The following is a 19,127-nucleotide window of genomic DNA, read 5'->3' on the forward strand; positions in this document are numbered from 1 at the left end:
GTCTAGTCCTTTCCCCTGAGTACGGACAGTCCGGCCCCGTATCCGCTGAAGTCGAGGAGCCATGTGCTGATGGCCAGCGCCGTGGCCGAGGAGTGCTCCTCCAGCACGGTGAAGTGGTCGCCCGAGACGGTGAGCGCCTCCTGGGCGGTGGTGGACAGCCGGGGCCACGAGCGCGTCCCCGTGCCCACCAGCAGCACCGGCGCGGTGACGGGCTCCGGGGCGCCGGCCAGATCGAGGTAACGGCCCATGGCCACCAGCCGGTCGTCGTCGACCGGCTGGACCTGGTGGCCGGCGTCGAGCATGCCGGTGAGCACACCCGGCAGGTCGTCGGGGTAGCCGTCGATGAGCACCACGGCGCTGGGCCGGGCCCCCCGCCGTTCCAGTTCCCCGGCGGTCGCCAGTGCCAGCCACGCGCCGACCGAACGGCCGACCAGCACCGGCGCGGCGACGGCCGACGCGGCATCGGCGAGTGCCTGGACCAGGACGTCGGCGTCCGCGGGCAGCGGGTCGCCGGCGAAGCCCGGCAGGGTGACCGCCGTGACGTCGCGGACGGCCTCCAGCGCCGCGGCGAACCTCCCGTACTCCTCGATGCCGCCGGACGCCAGCGCGGACGGCAGGCAGACCAGCGACGGCTGGAGGAAGCCGGCCGCGAGGGCGACCGCCTCGGCCTCGGGCGCGTCGGTGGCCGGGCTCAGCCGGGACGCCGTGGCCAGCAGGTCGAGGCCGTCCTGCGCGCGGCCGACGTCGACGGCCTTGCGCAGCAGGCGCTCCATCGGCCCGGCGACCCGGTTCTCCGGCGAGCACAGCTGCCCGTAGAGGTGGTTGACGAGCTGTTCGGGCGTCGGGAAGTCGAAGACGAGGGTCGCCGGGAGCTGGAGCCCGGTGGTCGCGTTGAGCCGGTTGCGCAGCTCGATGGCGGTCAGCGAGTCGACGCCGTGGTCGCGGAACAGCTGACGCGGGTCGTCGATCCCGCCGGGGGCCATCCCGAGGATGCTCGCGCTGTGCGTGACGACCAGGTCGAGCAGCAGGGCGCGCTGCTCGGGCTCGGGCAGGGCTTCGAGCCTGGCCCGCAGGTCGCCGGGACCGGCCGCCGGGGCCGGCGCGCGCCGCGGCCGGGCGAGTCCGCGCAGCAGCGCGGGCGGGGTGTCGATCGCCGCGAGGTCGAGGCGGACCGGCACCAGCGTCGGGCGCTCGCCGGTCAGGGCGGTGTCGGACAGGGCCGTGTCGAACAGGTCGAGGGCCTGCTCGGTGGCCAGCGGCAGCATCCCGGTCCTCGCCAGCCGGCGGTGGTCGGCCTCGGTCAGGTTCCCGGTGATGCCGCTGGACCCGGCCCACTGGCCCCAGGCCAGGGAGGTGGCCGGCAGACCGCGCGCGTGCCGGTGCTCGGCGAGCGCGTCGAGGAACGCGTTCGCGGCGGCGTAGTTGGCCTGCCCGGGGGCGCCGAACACCCCGGACGCCGAGGAGAACAGCACGAACGCCCGCAGGTCCAGGTGCTCGGTGGCCTCGTGGAGGTGCCACGCGGCATCGGCCTTCGAGTGCAGCACCGTGTCGATCTGTTCCGGTGTCATCGATCCCACCACGGCGTCGTCGACGACCCCGGCGGCGTGCACGACGATCCGCAGGTCGGGGATCGAGGCGACGAGATCCCTCAGTGCCCCGCGGTCACCGGCGTCGCAGGCGACCACGGTGAGGGCGGCGCCCAGCTCCTGCCGGAGCCCGGGCGGCTCGACGCCTCGGCGGCTCGCGAGCACCACGTGCGGGGCGCCGTGCCGCGCGACCAGGTGCCGGGCGACCAGGACGCCGAGGGTGCCGGTGCCGCCGGTGATCAGCACGGTGCCGTCCAGGGGCGCGCGGTCCAGGGTCCCGGCCGGGGCGGTCGGGGCGGCCGGAGCGGCCGGAGCGGCCCTCACCAGCCTCGGCACGAGGACGGTTCCGTCGCTCAACCGGATCTCGGGCTCGCCGTCGCTCACGGCGCCGCGCACCGCGGCGGGGATCGCCCGTCGTGAGGCGGCCGTGCCGTCGTGCCGGACGGTCAGGATCCGCCCGGGGTTCTCGCTGTGCGCACTGCGCAGGAAGCCGCGGGCGGCGGCCGAGGCCAGGTCGTCGCCGGTGAGGACCACGAGCCGGGCCGGCGTGTCGGTGGCCAGGAACTCCCTGACCCTGCCGAGCAGTTCCCGGGTCACCGCGTGGGCGGCCGCGACCGGTTCGCCCTCTCCGACGACCTCGCCGACCCCCTCGTGGAGGACTTCGTGGAGGACCGTCTCGGTCTCCGGGCCGTCCGGTGCCGCCATCGGGGTCCAGTCGACGGCGAACAGCGTGCTCGGCCGGCGCCCGGCCCCGTGGCCCGTCGCCTCGACGGGCCGCAGGACGATCTCGTCGATGCTCACGACCGGCATGCCGGCGGTGTCGGTGATCCGCACCGCGTAGGTGTCCGGCCCGGTCGGGTGCAGCACCACGCGGACCGTCGCGGCCGAACCGGTGACCGACACACCGGAGAACGAGAAGGGCAGTCGCGCCGGGCCGCCGTCGGCGCCGTCCTCCTCGGCCGCGAGGCCGGCGAGCAGGGTCAGCGGCTGGATGGCGGCGTCCAGGAGCGCGGGGTGGACGCGGAAGCCGGTGAGCTGCGCGGGGTCCGCCGGGAAGCTCACCTCGGCGTGCAGGTCCTCGCCGTGCCGCCGGATGCCGGTGAGCCCCTGGAAGGTCGGCCCGTAGTCGTAGCCGGCGTCGGCGAGCCGGTCGTAGAGCGAGCCGATGTCGACCGGCGCGGCCTCGCTGTCGTCCTCCCCGGGCACGGCCGTCCCGTCGGCCCGGGTCGCCCGGTCCGCCTCCGTGCCGAGCACGCCGGTCGCGTGGCGGGTCCACTCGTCGGGCTCGGCGGAGGTGCGGGAGTGGACGGTGACGGGCCGGCGTCCGGTGTCGTCGGGCGCGCCGACGGTGACCTGCACGTGCACACCGTCGCGCTCGGACAGCACGAGCGGCGCCTCCAGGACGAGCTCGGACAGGACGGGGCTGGCCGTGTGCTCCCCGGCGTGGACGGCCATGTCCACGAACGCCATCGCGGGCAGCAGCGTCGAACCGAGCACGGTGTGCTCGGCCAGCCACGGGTGGACGGACGCGGAGAGCTTCCCGGTCAGCACCACGCCCTGCCCATCGGGGAGCTTCACCAGGGACCGCAGCAGCGGGTGGTCCGGCGTGTCCGGGCCCTCCGCCGGGGTGGTGGGCTGGAGCCAGTAGTGCCGGTGCTGGAAGGCATACGAAGGCAGTCGCACGTCCGACCTCCCCACCGCCGCCGCTGTTGTCGTCGTTGTCGTCGCGGGTGGCGTCCAGCGCACCGCGCCATCCGCCCACAACCGCCCCAACCCCGCGAACAACCGCTCCGGAGAATCACCACCACGACGCATCAACCCCGCCCCCACCAGCAACGGATGCGGACCCACCTCCACCAACCCCGAAACCCCCCGGCCCACCAGCCACTCCACGGCGTCCGCGAACCGCACCGGCTCCCGCACCTGCCGCACCCAGTACCCCGGCTCCCCCATCTCCACCGGGCACCCCGCCACCGTGGAGACCACCGGAATCACCGGCTCACCGAACGACAGACCCGCCGCCACCCGGCCCAGCTCCTCCAGCACCGGATCCATCCGCGCCGAATGGAACGCGTGACTCACCTCCAACCGCCGCACCCGGCGACCACGGCCCCGCCACACCTCAGCGACCGCCTCCACCACGGCCTCGTCCCCCGACACCACCACCGCGTCCACCCCGTTGACCGCCGCCACCTCGACCCCCGGCAGCAACGAGCCCGCCACCTCCTCCACCGACGCCTGGAGCGACACCATCGCCCCACCACCCGGCAGCCCCCGCATCAGCCGGCCCCGCGCCCCCACCAGCACACACGCGTCCTCCAGACCCAGAACACCCGCCACATGAGCCGCCGCCACCTCACCCACCGAATGCCCCACCACGAAGTCCGGCCGCACACCCAGCCACTCCACCAGCCGGAACAGCGCCACCTCCAACGCGAACACCGCACCCTGGGTGAACTCCGTCTCCCCCAGCACCCCCTCCCCGTCCTCGAACAACACCCCCACCGGCAGGCCCAGCAGCCCGCACACCTCCTCCAACACCCCCGCGAACACCGGGAACTCGCGGTACAGACCACGCCCCATCCCCGCCCACTGACCACCCTGACCGGAGAACACGAACGCCGACCTGCCCGAGGCACTGGCCTCGCCGGTCACCAGCCCGGGATGCGCCTCTCCGCGCACCAGGGCCGCCAGTGCCTCCGGTCCGGTCACCATGGCCCGGTGGGCGAACCGGGTCCGCGCGGCGAGCGCGGCGCCGATTCCGTCCGTGTCGGGGGCCTTGGCCGCGTACGCCTGTAGCCGGCGGGCCTGGGCCCGGAGCGCCTGCTCGGACTTGGCCGACAGCAGCCACGGCACCGGAACGACGGCTGCGGAAGCCGGATCGTCGGCAGGGGACTCGGGCGACATCTCCTCGGCCGGGTCCAGGGCCGGCGCCTCCAGGATCACGTGCGCGTTCGTACCGCTGATACCGAACGCCGACACGCCGGCACGGCGGGGACGCCCCGTCTCCGGCCACGGCCGGGCCTCGGTGAGCAGGGAGACATGGCCCGCCGACCAGTCGACGTGGGAGGTCGGCGCATCGACGTGCAGCGTCGGCGGCAGTTCACCGTGCCGCATCGCCATCACCATCTTGATCACACCCGCCACACCCGCCGCCGCCTGGGTGTGCCCGATGTTCGACTTCACCGACCCCAGCCACAACGGCTCCACCCGATCCCGGCCGTACGTCGCCAGGAGTGCCTGGGCCTCGATGGGATCGCCGAGCGTGGTGCCGGTGCCGTGCGCCTCCACCGCGTCCACCTCGGACGCCTCCAACCCCGCATTGGCGAGGGCCTGACGGATCACCCGCTCCTGCGACGGACCGTTCGGCGCGGTCAGGCCGTTGGACGCGCCGTCCTGGTTGACCGCGCTTCCCGCGACGACCGCCAGCACCTCGTGGCCGTTGCGTCGGGCGTCCGACAACCGCTCCAGCAGCACGACACCCGCGCCCTCACCCCACGCCGTACCGTCGGCGGCCTCGGCGAACGCCTTCACCCGCCCATCCACCGCGAGCCCCCGCTGGCGGGAGAAGTCGATGAAGGCGGCGGGTGTCGCCATGACCGTCACCCCGCCGGCCAGGGCGAGCGAGCACTCCCCCGAGCGGAGCGCCTGCGCCGCCAGGTGGATCGCCACCAGCGACGACGAGCACGCCGTGTCCACCGACACCGCCGGACCCTCCAGCCCCAGCAGGTACGACACCCGCCCGGAGGTCACACTCGTCGCCGTGCCGGTGGCCACATAGCCGTCCGCGTCTCGCGAGATCTGGTCCACTCCGCCCGCGTAGCCGGATGCCCAGATACCGGTGAAGACGCCCGTCTGACTGCCCCGCAACGACGTCGGATCGATCCCCGCGTCCTCGAACGTCTCCCACACCGTCTCCAGCAGCACCCGCTGCTGCGGATCCATCGCCAACGCCTCACGCGGCGAGATCCCGAAGAACGCCGCGTCGAAGCCACCCGCGTCCCCCAGAAAACCACCCGACCGCGTGTACGACGTCCCCGGAGCACCGGCCGGATCGTAGAGACGACCCACGTCCCACCCACGATCCGAGGGGAACTCCCCCACCGCGTCCGCCCCGCCCGCGACCAGGTCCCACAGCTCCTGCGCCGACCCCACCCCACCCGGATACCGGGCCCCCAGGCCCACGACGACCACCGGATCACCCGACACCGGAACACCGACCGGCACGGGCGCGGCAGTCCGGCGTTCCTTGCCGAGGACCACCTCACGCAGGTATTCGGCCAGCCGGGCCGGGGTCGGGTGGTCGAAGACCATCGTCGCGGTCAGCCGTACCCCGACGACCGCGGACAGCCGGTTGCGCAGTTCCACCGCGGTGAGCGAGTCGAAGCCCAGCTCCTTGAAGGCCACGTCGGCATCGATCTCGTCGCCGCGGCCCAGCACGGCCGAGGCGTGGGTGCCGACCAGGTCGAGCAGGATCTCGCGTTGCCGGGCCTCGGGGAGCGATCCCAGCTCGCCCGCCAGTCCGGTGGTCCGCACCGGTTTGCGGGCGCGTGCCAGCGCGCGCAGCACCGGCCGGTCGCCCAGTGCGGACACCTTGAGTCTGGCCGCGACCACCGCCGGTTCCGCGGTGTCCAGGCCCCCGTCGAACAGCCCGAGTCCGTAGTCGGTCGCCATCGGCGGCAGCCCCGCGCGGGCGAGGCGTTCGCCGTCGGCCTCGGTCAGGTGCCCGGTCATGCCGCTGGCCTCGGCCCAGTAGCCCCAGGCCAGCGACACCCCCGGCAGGCCCAGGGCACGCCGGTACGCGGCCAGGCCGTCGAGGTAGGCGTTCGCCGCGGCGTAGTTGGCCTGCCCGGGGCTGCCGAGCGTCCCGGCCGCCGAGGAGAAGAGGACGAACGCCGCCAGGTCCCGCCCCCGGGTGAGCTCGTGCAGGTTCCACGCCGCCCGCGCCTTGGGCTCCCAGACCGCGGCGAGCCGTTCCGGGGTCAGCGACTCCACCACGGCGTCGTCGAGCACGCCCGCCGCGTGCACGACCGCGGTCAGCGGACGCTCGGCCGGGATCGAGTCCACGACGGCCGCCAGCGCCTCCCGGTCGGCCACGTCACAGGCCACCACCGCCACCTGCGCGCCCAGCCCCGCCAGCTCCTCGCACAACGCCGCCCCGCCACCACCACGACTGACCAGCACCAGATGCCGCACACCCCGCTCGACCACCAGATGCCGGGCCACCCGGCCACCCAGCGTCCCCGTACCACCGGTGATCAACACCGTGCCGGCCACATCGAGACCCGCCGGAACAGTGAGGACGATCTTCCCCACGTGAGCGGCCCGACTCATGAACCGGAAGGCGTTCCGCGCGCGGCGGACGTCCCAGGTGGTGAGTGGTGGCAGACCCAGCTCGCCCGTGCTGAGCAGCCGGACGGCCTCGGCCAGGATCTCCCCCAGCCGCTCCGGTCCCGCGTCGGCCAGGTCGAAGGCCAGCACGCCGGGCCGGATGTCGGCCTTGCCCATCTCCACGAACCGCCCGCCGGGCGCGAGCAGCCGCAGGGAGGCGTCCAGGAACTCACCGGACAGCGAGTTCAGCACCACGTCGAAGGGTCCGAACCGGTCGGCGAACTCCAGGGTCCGGGACGAGGCGATGTGGTCCTCGTCCAGCCCCAGGGCCCGCAGCGCGTCCCACTTGCCCGGGCCGGCGGTCGCGTGGACGTCCGCGCCCCAGAGCCGCGCGAGCTGGACCGCCGCCATGCCGACGCCGCCGGCCCCGGCGTGGATCAGCACCCGGTCGCCGGCCTTCAGCCCGCCCAGGTCGCGCAGGCCGTACCACGCGGTCAGGAACGCGATCGGCACAGAGGCGGCCTGGGTGAACGTCCACTCGTCGGGGATGCGCACCAGCACCCTGTGGTCGGCGACGGCCACCCGGCCGAACGCGCCGGGCAGCAGCCCGGCGACCCGGTCACCCGGCCGCAGCCCGGTGACCTCGGCGCCGACCTCGGTGACGACGCCCGCGCCCTCGCTGCCGAGCAGCGCCGGGTCCGGGTAGACGCCGAGGGCGATCAGCACGTCCCGGAAGTTCAGGCCGGCCGCCCGCACGGCGACGCGCACCTCCCGGGGCCCGGGCGGGGCCTGCTCGTACGGCAGGAAGGCGAGGTCGTCCAGGCTGCCCGTGTCCGACTGCGTCAGCCGTCCGTCGAACGCCTCCGGTGCGGAGCGCACGAGCCGGGGCACGTAGACGGCCCCCTGGCGAACCGCCACCTGGTCCTCGTCGCCGACCGACAGGCCGTCGGGCAGCTCGTCGGCGTCCACCAGCACGAACCGGCCAGGGTGCTCGGACTGCGCGGACCGGACCAGGCCCCAGACGGCCGAGGCTTCCGGGTCGCTCACCCCGTCACCGGGAACGACGGCGACCGCGCCCCGCGTACGCACCACGAGCCGCTCGCCGGGCCCGGCCAGGAAGTCCTGGACGGCCGTCAGCGCCTCGGCGACCGAGCCGGGCGAGACGACGGCGTCGCCGAGCGCGCCTTCGCCGGGGGTCAGCGGAATCCAGTCGAGGGCGTACAGCGGGCCGCGTTCAGCCATCGGACGGGTGGTCAGCGCCTCGATGGTCGCCACGGGCTCGCCGGACCGGTCCGCCAGGTGGACGGCGTACGTGCCGGGGCGCACCACCGTCAGCCGCACGCGTGCGGAGGTCACGCCGGTGCGGTGGACCGCGATCCCGCCCAGCGAGAACGGCAGCCGCACGGCGCCTTCCGTGCCGGACAGCAGCGCCAGCGGTTGCAGGGCTGCGTCCAGCAGGGCCGGATGGACGGAGAACCGGGCCGCGTCCGGCACGGTGACCTCGGCGAACACCTCGTCGCCGCGGCGCCACACCGCCTGCACGGCCTGGAAGGCCGGCCCGTACTCGTAGCCCGCCGCGGCGAGCGTGTCGTAGAGCCCGGTGACCGGTGCCGCGCCGGCCGGCGGCCAGTGCGTCAGCTCCCGGCCGATCACGGCCCGCCCGACCACAGGCTGCCCGCTCACCGTGCCGGTGGCGTGCCGCACCCAACCGTCCGTACGGGACCGGACGTCGACCGTGCGGCGGCCGGTCCCGTCCGGCTCGCCCACGACGACCTGCACGTCCACCGCGCCGTCCGCGGGCACCACCAGTGGCGCCTCCAGGACCAGTTCCTCCACTGTCGTCCCGGCCGCGCGCACCACCAGTTCCACGAACGCCGTCGCGGGCAGCAGCACCGTCCCCAGCACGGAGTGGTCCGCGAGCCAGGGGTGGGTGGCCAGGGAGAGCCGACCCGTCAGGATCCGCTGCTCGCCCACCTCGACGGCGGCGCCGAGCAGCGGGTGGTCCACCGAGTCGAGCCCGGCCGCGGACACGTCTCCCGCGCCTCCGGCGAGCCAGAACCGCGTCCGCTGGAAGGGGTAGGTGGGCAGCGCCACCGGCTCCCCCTCAGGGAGCGGCCACCGCACCGGCACACCCGCGACGAACAGCCGCGCCGCGGCGGCCAGGAATTCGGCCGGGGTGCCGTGGTCGCGGCGCAGTGTCCCGGTCACCACACCCGTCTCGTGTTCCTCCAGCGCGGGCGTGAGCACCGGGTGCGGGCTGATCTCGACGAAGACGGGGGCGCTGCCCGAGGCGAGCAGCAGCCGGGTGGTCTGGTCGAACAGCACGGGTTCGCGGAGGTTGCGGTACCAGTAGTCGGCGTCGAGCGCGGAGGTGTCGACGGGTTCCGCGGTGACCGTGGAGTGGAAGGGAATCGCCGCGGGCCGGGGCCGGATGTCCGCGAGTTCGGTCAGCAGCTGCCCGCGGATCGCCTCGACCTGCGCCGAGTGGGCCGCGTAGTCGACCGGCAGGCGGCGGGCGCGGACGCCGTCGGCCTCACAGGCCGCGAGCAGTTCGTCCAGCGCGTCCAGATCACCCGACACGACGACCGAACCCGGAGCATTGACCACCGCCACCGTCAGCCGGCCGTCCCAACGGGCCACGAACTCGGCGGCCCGCCCATGCCCGAGACCGACCGACACCATCCCACCCTGGCCTGCCAAAGCGACCAGGGCCCTGCTGCGCAGAGCGACCACCTTGGCCGCGTCGTCCAGGGACAACGCCCCCACCACACACGCCGCCGCGATCTCCCCCTGCGAGTGCCCGACGACGGCGTCGGGTTCCACACCATGGGCACGCCACAGTTCAGCGAGCGCCACCATCACCGCGAACAGGGCGGGCTGCACCACATCCACCCGCTCCAGCGACCCACCGCCCGTCAGCACCTCCACCAACGACCAGTCCGTGTACGGCGCCAGCGCCGCGTCACACGCGTCGATCGCCTCCCGGAACACCGGCTCCGAGCCGTACAACTCCCCACCCATCCCCACCCACTGCGCACCCTGCCCCGGGAACACGAACACCGACCGACCCAGCGGACGGACGGTCCCGGTGACCAGACCCGGCGCCGTGCCGCCCTCGGCCAGGGCCTCCAACGCCTCCACACCGCTCAGCACCGCTCGGTGCTCGAACACCGTGCGGGCGGCCAGAGCACCCCCGACCGCCGCCGCACTCACCTCGGGATGGGCGGCGGTGAAGGCGCCCAGCCGGCGCGCCTGCTCCCGCAACGCCGCCTCGGACCTGGCCGACACCACCCACGGCATCACCCCGCCCGCGGACCCCGCCGAAACCCCGGCCGGCTCCTCGGCCGGCTCCTCAGCAGCCGCCTCGATCACCACATGCGCGTTGGTACCGCTGATGCCGAACGCCGAGACGCCCGCGCGACGCAGGTGGCCGCTCTCGGGCCAGGGCCGGGCCTCGGTGAGCAGCCGGATGTTTCCTGACTCCCAGTCGACGTGCGAGGTGGGCGCATCCACATGCAGCGTCGGCGGCAACTGCCCGTGCCGCATCGCCATGACCATCTTGATCACACCCGCCACACCGGCCGCCGCCTGGGTGTGGCCGATGTTCGACTTCACCGACCCCAGCCACAACGGCTCCACCCGGTCCCGGCCGTACGTCGCCAACAGCGCCTGTGCCTCGATGGGATCGCCGAGCGTCGTGCCGGTGCCGTGCGCCTCCACCGCGTCCACCTCGGACGCCTCCAACCCCGCATTGGCGAGGGCCTGTCGGATCACCCGCTCCTGCGAGGGACCATTCGGCGCCCCGAGGCCGTTGGAGGTGCCGTCCTGGTTCACCGCCGAACCCCGCACCACCGCCAGCACCCGGTGACCGTTGCGACGGGCATCCGACAGCCGCTCCAGCAGCACGAGCCCCGCGCCCTCACCCCATGCCGTACCGTCAGCCGTCGACGAGAAGGGCTTGCACCGGCCGTCGGGGGCCAGGCCGCGCTGGCGCGAGAACTCCGTGAACCCCAGCGGGGTCGCCATCACGGTCACCCCGCCGGCCAACGCCAGCGAGCACTCCCCCGAGCGCAGCGCCTGCGCCGCCAGGTGGATCGCCACCAGCGAGGACGAGCAGGCGGTGTCCAGTGAGACCGCCGCGCCCTCCAGCCCCAGCAGGTAGGCGATCCGGCCGGAGGTCACGCTGGTCGCGGCACCCGTACCGAGATAGCCCTCGGCGTCGACGGGTGCCTGGTCTCCGCCGTAGCCGGAGGACCAGATACCGGTGAACACGCCCGTCTGACTGCCCCGCAACGACGTCGGATCGATCCCCGCGTCCTCCAACGTCTCCCACGCGGTCTCCAACAGCACCCGCTGCTGCGGATCCATCGCCAACGCCTCACGCGGCGAGATCCCGAAGAAATCGGCATCGAACCCCGCCGCATCCGCGAGGAAGCCACCCGACCGCGTGTACGACGTCCCCGGATGGTCCGCGTCCGGATGGAACAGCCCCTCGACATCCCACCCGCGATCACCCGGGAACCCCCCGATCGCGTCCACCCCACCCGACACCAGGCCCCACAACTCCTCCGGCGAGCCCACCCCACCCGGCAACCGGCACCCCATGCCCACGATCACCACCGGATCGCTCGCCACCGGAACCCCCACCGGCACCACCGGCACCACACCCGTACCCGCACCGAGGATCCCGCTCAGCAGGTGCTCGGCGAGTTGCCGCGGGGTGGGGTGGTCGAAGACGAGGGTGGCGGGCAGCCGCAGGCCGGTGGCGGTGTTGAGCCGGTTGCGCAGTTCCACGGCGGTCAGGGAATCGAAGCCGAGGTCCTTGAACGGCTGCCGCTCCCATCCGGCCCCCGGTTCGCGGTGACCGAGCACGGCGGCGGTGTCGGCGGTGACCAGGTCGAGTGCGGCTCGCAGCCGTTCGGCCTCCGGCAGTGACCGCAGGCGGTCGGCGATCGCGCCGCGCCGCGCCGGGCGACGGGCCGCCTTGCGGGAGACGAGACCCCTGAGGGCCGCCGGGACCGCCGGGGCGCCCGCCATCACCGACAGGTCGAGGCGCACCGGCACCAGCGCGGCCCGGTCCGTGGCCAGGGCCGCGTCGAACAGCGACAGGGCGTGGTCGGTGGCCAGCGGCACGACCCCGGCTCGCGTCAGCCGGTCCTGGTCGGCCTCGGTCAGGTGCCCGGTCATGCCGCTGGCCTCGGCCCAGTAGCCCCAGGCCAGCGAGATCGCCGGCAGTCCGAGGGCGCGCCGGTGGACGGCGAGGGCGTCGAGGAAGGTGTTGGCCGCGGCGTAGTTGGCCTGCCCGGGGCTGCCGAGCGTCCCGGCCGCCGAGGAGAAGAGGACGAACGCCGCCAGGTCCCGCCCCCGGGTGAGCTCGTGCAGGTTCCACGCGGCCCGCGCCTTGGGCTCCCAGACCGCGGCGAGACGTTCGGGGGTCAGGGACTCCACCACGGCGTCGTCGAGCACGCCCGCCGCGTGCACGACGGCGGTCAGCGGATGCTCGGCCGGGATCGAGTCCACGACGGCCGCCAGCGCCTCCCGGTCGGCCACGTCACAGGCCACCACCGTCACCTGCGCGCCCAGCCCCGCCAGCTCCTCGCACAACGCCGCCCCGCCACCACGACGACTGACCAGCACCAGATGCCGCACACCCCGCTCGACCACCAGATGCCGGGCCACCCGGCCACCCAGCGTCCCCGTACCACCGGTGATCAGCACCGTGCCGGCCACATCGAGACCCGCCGGAACAGTGAGGACGATCTTCCCCACGTGAGCGGCCCGGCTCATGAACCGGAACACGTCGACCGCGTCCCGGACCCCGCGCACGTCCAACGGCAGCGGTGCGAACCCGCCGTCCGTGAAGGCCCGTACGACGGCGTCCAGGATCTCGCCGAGCCGTTCCGGCCCCGCGTCGGCGATGTCGAAAGCCCGGTAGACGAGGTCGGGATGGTCGGCCGCGTCGCGGATGTCGGTCTTGCCCATCTCCACGAACCGGCCGCCGGGCACCAGCAGCCGCAGGGAGGCATCGACGAACTCGCCGGACAGCGAGTCCAGGACCACGTCCACGGGCGGGAACTTCTGCTCGAACTCCAGGGTGCGCGACGAGGCGATGTGGTCCTCGTCCAGTCCCAGGGCGCGCAGGGTGTGCCATTTGGCCGGGCCGGCGGTGGCGAACACCTCCGCCCCGAGCCGCCGGGCCAGTTGGATCGCCGCCATGCCGACGCCGCCGGTGCCGGCGTGGATCAGGACCCGGTCACCGGCCTTCAGGCCGCCCAGGTCGCGCAGGCCGTACCAGGCGGTCAGGAACACCACGGGCACTGACGCGGCCCTGGCGAACGACCAGTCGTCGGGCATCCGGACCAGCAGCCGCTGGTCGGCGACGGTGACCGGGCCGAAGGCACCGGGGACCAGGCCCATGACCCGGTCGCCGGGCCGGAACCGGCTGTCCGGGCCGGTTTCGAGGACGACGCCCGCGCCTTCGCCGCCCATCAGGGCCTCGCCGGGGTAGACGCCGAGGGCGATCAGCACGTCCCGGAAGTTGAGTCCGGCCGCCCGCGTGGCGATCCTGACCTGTCCGGGCTCCAGCGGCTCCATGAGTTCCGGGCGGGGCACCAGCGCCAGGTCGTCGATGCTGCCGGTGCCCGTGTCCTCCAGCCGCCAGGTCCCGTCCGGCGGGGTGAGGCCCGCGCCGACGCGGACCAGGCGGGGGACGCGCAGCGTCCCTTGGCGTACCGCCAGTTCCGGCTCGTCCGTGCCGGCGATCAGCGCGGGGTCCCAGGTCGGGTCGGCGTCGACCAGGACGAACCGCCCGGGGTGCTCGGCCCGCGCGCCGCGGACGAGACCCCAGACCATCGAGTGGTGGAGGCCGACCACGTCGCCGGGCGCGGCGGCGACGGCGTTGCGGGTGACGACCGCCAGCCGCGTCCGCTCGCCCTCCAGGTGGTCCCGGATCACGGCGAGTACGCTCCGCGCGCTCTCGTACGCCGCCTCGACGGTGTCCGCCTCGGGCTCCGGCCCGGGCACCTCGTGGACGACCAGGTCCGTGGGGACGACCGGGTCCGCACCGACGACCGGGTCCGCACCGACGGCCAGGTCCGCGGGGCCGCCGCCCGTCGATGCCGCTGCGAAGGGGACCCAGTCGAGTGCGTACAGGCTGTCCGGGACGGCGGTGGCGTCCCGGACGGTCAGCGACGTGATGACCGCGACCGGGGTGCCGTCCGGACCGGCCACGGCCACGGTGTACGTGTCCGGCCCGGTGGCGGACAGGCGTACGCGTAGCGGCCCGCGGCCCGCGGGCCGTATCGCCACTCCGGTGAACGCGAACGGCAGGCCGGTGCGGTCGGTGAGGAACGCCATGGGGTGCAGCGCGGCGTCGAGCAGCGCGGGGTGCAGGGCGAACGGCTCCTCGGCGGGGAGCTCCACCTCGGCGTAGACGGTGTCGCCGACCCGCCAGGCCGCCGTGACGCCCTGGAACGCCGGCCCGTACTCGTAGCCGAGCACGGACAGCGAGTCGTAGAGCCCGTCGACGTCGAGGGGCTCGCCGGGCGACGGCCAGTCCCAGGCGGCCGGCACCGGCTCCTCGCCCAGGGTCCCGGTGGCATGCCGCACCCACTCGTCGCCGTCACGCGAGTACACCGTGAGCGGGTTGCGGCCGTCGGCCTCGGGGCCCACGACGACCTGGAGGTGCACCGGGGTGTCGTCGAGGACGAGCGGCGTTTCGAGCACCAGCTCCTCGACCGCGTGGCCGAGCCGGCCGGCCGCGTACGCCGCCATCTCCGCGAACGCGGTGCCGGGCAGGAGGACGGAGCCCCGCACGGCGTGGTCGGCCAGCCAGGGGTGGGTGGCGAGCGAGATCCGTCCGCTGAGCACCGCGCCGTCGGGCAGTTCCACGAACGTGCCGAGCAGGGGGTGGTCGCCGGACGCCGTCGGGACGGGCCGCAGCCAGTAGGGCTCGCGCTGGAAGGCGTACGTCGGCAGGCTGACGGGCTCGATGTCGTCCGGGAACCGCCAGTCGACCGGGACACCATGGACGTGCAGGCGGCCGAGCGGGGTGAGGAAGTCGTCCTGGTCGCGCCGGAGCGTGCCGGTGACGAGGAGGTCGGAGCCGTGGTGGTGACCGGTCTCCTCGACGGCGGAGGCCAGGACCGGGTGCGGGCTGACCTCGACGAAGACGGTGTGGCCGTGGTCGAGCAGTGCACGGGTGGTCTGGTCGAACAGCACGGGTTCGCGGAGGTTGCGGTACCAGTAGTCGGCGTCGAGGCCGGAGGTGTCGATCTCCTCGCCGGTCACCGTGGAGTGGAAGGGGACGTCCGCGGTCCTCGGCTCGATCCCGGCGAGGTCGGTCAGCAGTTGCTCGCGGATCGCCTCGACCTGCGCCGAGTGGGCCGCGTAGTCGACCGGCAGGCGGCGGGCGCGGACGCCATCGGCCTCACAGGCCGCCAGCAGTTCGTCCAGCGCGTCCAGATCACCCGACACCACCACGCTGTCCGCCGAGTTGACCACCGCCACCGTCAGCCGGCCGTCCCAGCGGGCCACGAACTCGGCGGCCCGCCCATGCCCGAGGCCGACCGACACCATCCCACCCTGGCCCGCCAGAGCGACCAGGGCCCTGCTGCGCAGAGCGACCACCTTGGCGGCGTCCTTCAACGACAACGCCCTCACCACACACGCCGCCGCGATCTCCCCCTGCGAGTGCCCCACGACGGCGTCGGGCTCCACACCATGGGCACGCCACAGCTCCGCCAGCGCCACCATCACCGCGAACAGGGCGGGCTGCACGACATCCACCCGCTCCAGCGAGCCGCCACCGATCAGCACTTCCACCAGCGACCAGTCGGTGTACGGCGCCAACGCCGCGTCACACGCGTCGATCGCCTCCCGGAACACCGGCTCCGAGCCGTACAACTCCCCACCCATCCCCACCCACTGAGCGCCCTGCCCCGGGAAGACGAACACCGACCGACCCAGTGGACGGACGGTCCCGGTGACCAGATCCGGCGCCGTGCCGCCCTCCGCCAGGGCGTCCAACGCCTCCACACCGCTCAGCACCGCACGGTGGTCGAAACGCGACCGCCCTGCCAGCGCCCGACCCACCGCGACCGCGCCGACCCCCGGATGCCCGGCCAGGAACGCCCCCAGCCGACGTGCCTGCTCCCGCAACGCCACATCCGACTTGCCCGACAGCACCCACGGCACCACCCCGCCCGGGGACCCCGCCGGAACCAGGGCCGGCTCCTCGGCGGCCGCCTCGATCACCACGTGCGCGTTGGTGCCGCTGATGCCGAACGCCGACACGCCGGCACGGCGGGGACGCCCCGTCTCCGGCCACGGCCGGGCCTCGGTGAGCAGGGAGACACGGCCCGCCGACCAGTCGACGTGGGAGGTCGGCGCGTCCACGTGGAGGGTCCGCGGCAGTCGCCCGTGCCGCATCGCCATCACCATCTTGATCACACCCGCCACACCCGCCGCCGCCTGGGTGTGCCCGATGTTCGACTTCACCGACCCCAGCCACAACGGCTCGTCCCGCCCCTGGCCGTAGGTCGCCAGGAGGGCCTGGGCCTCGATGGGGTCGCCAAGGGTGGTCCCGGTGCCGTGGGCCTCCGCCGCGTCCACGTCCGCCGTCGACAGTCCGGCGTTCGCCAGCGCCTGCCGGATGACGCGTTCCTGGGACGGCCCGTTCGGCGCCGCGAGCCCGTTCGACGCGCCGTCCTGGTTCACCGCCGAGCCCCGCACCACCGCCAGCACCCGGTGGCCGTTGCGACGGGCGTCCGACAGCCGCTCCAGCAGCACCAACCCCGCGCCCTCGCCCCAGGACGTACCGTCAGCGGCCTCGGCGAACGCCTTCACCCGCCCGTCCACCGCAAGCCCCCGCTGCCGCGAGAACTCGACGAACCCCGCCGGCGTCGCCATCACCGTCACCCCGCCGGCCAACGCCAGCGAGCACTCCCCCGCCCGCAGCGCCTGCGCCGCCAGATGGATCGCCACCAGCGAGGACGAGCACGCCGTGTCCACCGACACCGCCGGACCCTCCAGCCCCAGCAGGTACGACACCCGCCCGGACGTGGCGCTGGTGGCTGTTCCGGTGGCGAGGAAACCTTCGAGGTCCGGCGGCGGCTGGTTGCCGTAGCCGGAGGACCACAGGCCGGTGAACACGGCTGTGCGGCTGCCGCCGAGCGTGGTCGGGTCGATGCCGGCGTACTCGAAGGTCTCCCAGGCGGTCTCCAGCAGCACCCGCTGCTGCGGATCCATCGCCAACGCCTCACGCGGCGAGATCCCGAAGAACCCTGCGTCGAAGCCGGCGCCGTCGGCGAGGAAGCCGCCCGATCTGCTGTAGGTCGTGCCCGGCCGGTCCGGGTCCGGGTCGTAGACGACCTCCCATCCACGGTCCGGCGGGAATTCGGTGATCGCGTCGGCACCGTCCGAGACGAGCCGCCACAGGCCGTCCGGGGACTCCACCCCGCCCGGGTAGCGGCAGCCCATGCCGATGATCGCGATCGGCTCGCGCGCGGCCTCCTCCATGTCGGAGAGGCGCTTGCTGAGCACTCCCAGGTCGGCCGTGGCGCGCTTGAGGTAAGTGCGGAGCTTCTCTTCGTCAGACATCGCTACTCCTCGCCGTTGCGGGACTCGCCCGAGCGGATGACCTGGGTCCTGCGGTGCGCATCGTCCAGAAGGCTGAACAGTTCGTCGTCGCTGGCCTCGTCGACACCGGCCGCGGAGCCGGTGCGTTGGGCGGTCCAGGCCGCGAGAAGTGCTTCGAGGCGGGCCGCGACGGTCTCGTAGTCGGCGTCGGCGGCTGCCGCGTCCAGGGTCGACTTGAGCCGGTCGAGTTCGGCGAGCAGGGGGTCGGGGCCGGTGCCGTGCAGCCGTGTGTGCACGAAGGCGGCGAGGCGGGCCGGTGTCGGATGGTCGAAGACGAGCGTGGCGGGCAGGCGCAGGCCGGTGTCCGCGTCGAGCTGGTTGCGCAGTTCCACGGCGGTGAGCGAGTCGAACCCGATGTCGGTGAACGCCTGGTCGGGGTCGACTGCCTCCGGTGACGAGTGCCCCAGGACGAGGGCGACCTGGGCCACGACGAGCTGCCGCACGTCGGCCTGCGTCCACACCCGGTCGGCGGCCTGCCTGCGCCGGGGCCGTACCAGCTCCCGCAGCAGGGCGGGCGGGTCGCCGGCGCGGCGCAGCGCCGGCAGGTCGAACCTGACGGGGGCGAGGGTGGGGGTGCCCGCCGTCAGCGCGACGTCGAACAGGGCCAGCGCGTCCGTCGTCGGCAGCGGCCGTACGCCGGCCCTGGTCAGGCGGTGCCGGTCGGTGGCGGTCAGACCGCCGGTCATGCCGCTGGCCTCCGCCCAGTAGCCCCAGGCGAGCGACACGGCCGGCTGTCCCTGGGCGTGCCGGTGCGCGGCGAGGCCGTCGAGGTACGCGTTCGCCGCCGCGTAGTTCGCCTGGCCCGCGCCGCCCAGCACACCGGCCGCCGACGAGAACAGCACGAACGCCTCCAGGTCCGAGGTCAGTTCGTGGAGGTGCCGCGCCGCGAGGGCCTTCGGCTCCCACACGCGCGCGAACTGCTGCGGGGTGAGGGATTCCACGACGGTGTCGGCCAGCGTGCCCGCGGCGTGGATCACCGAGGTGACCGGGTGTTCGGCGAGCAGCCGCGCCACCGCCTCGCGGTCGGACACGTCGCACGCCACGATGTCGGCGGTCGCGCCCAGCGCGGCCAGGTCGGCGGTCAGCGCGGCAGCGCCGGGGGCGTCCGGGCCGCGCCGGCCGACCAGCAGCAGGTGCCGCACGCCGTGCCGGACGGCGAGGTGGCGGGCGATCGCGCCGCCCAGGGTGCCGGTGCCGCCGGTGACGAGCACCGTGCCCTCGGGGCCGAGCAGCGAGGGCAGCGGTTCGGCCCGCGCGCGTTCGAGGCGGGGGACGTGAACGGCGCCGACGCGGATCGCGAGCTGGGGTTCGTCGCCGGCCAGCCGGACCTCGTCGCCGTCGTCACCGTCGACCAGCACGAACCGGCCGGGGTGCTCGGCGGCGGCCGACCGGACCAGGCCCCAGACGGCGGCGGCCTGCGGGTCGACGTCCTCGCCCGGCCGAACCGGCACGGCGTTGCGCGTGGCGACCACCATGCGCGGGGTGTCCGTGGTGAGGAAGTCCTGGATCACCCGCAGGGTCTCGACGGGCGAGGTGGCGTGGTGGACCGGGATGTCCGGTTCGGTGGTCGCC

The 19,127-nt window shown here is 74.2% G+C and carries 2 protein-coding genes; both read right to left on the minus strand.

Translation table 11 applies throughout. The features are described 5' to 3' along the window. Positions 1 to 2: 2 nt before the first annotated feature. Positions 3 to 17,516 carry an SDR family NAD(P)-dependent oxidoreductase gene (locus ACFRAR_RS12650; RefSeq protein WP_380697659.1) on the minus strand — a complete coding sequence of 5,838 codons (17,514 nt, stop codon included), beginning with the start codon at positions 17,514 to 17,516 and terminating at the stop codon, positions 3 to 5. A 2-nt stretch (positions 17,517 to 17,518) separates the two neighbouring features. Further along, a partial coding sequence (locus tag ACFRAR_RS12655) for a beta-ketoacyl reductase (protein WP_380697661.1) occupies positions 17,519 to 19,127 on the minus strand: 1,609 nt, incomplete at its 5' end.

Source organism: Kitasatospora sp. NPDC056651, assembly GCF_042792155.1.
In the GTDB taxonomy this organism is placed as follows: Bacteria; Actinomycetota; Actinomycetes; order Streptomycetales; family Streptomycetaceae; genus Kitasatospora.

Bases quoted from the DNA above. Each gene is read 5' to 3' on its own strand.
- ACFRAR_RS12650 (WP_380697659.1), bottom strand. From the start codon at position 17,516: ATGTCTGACGAAGAGAAGCTCCGCACTTACCTCAAGCGCGCCACGGCC.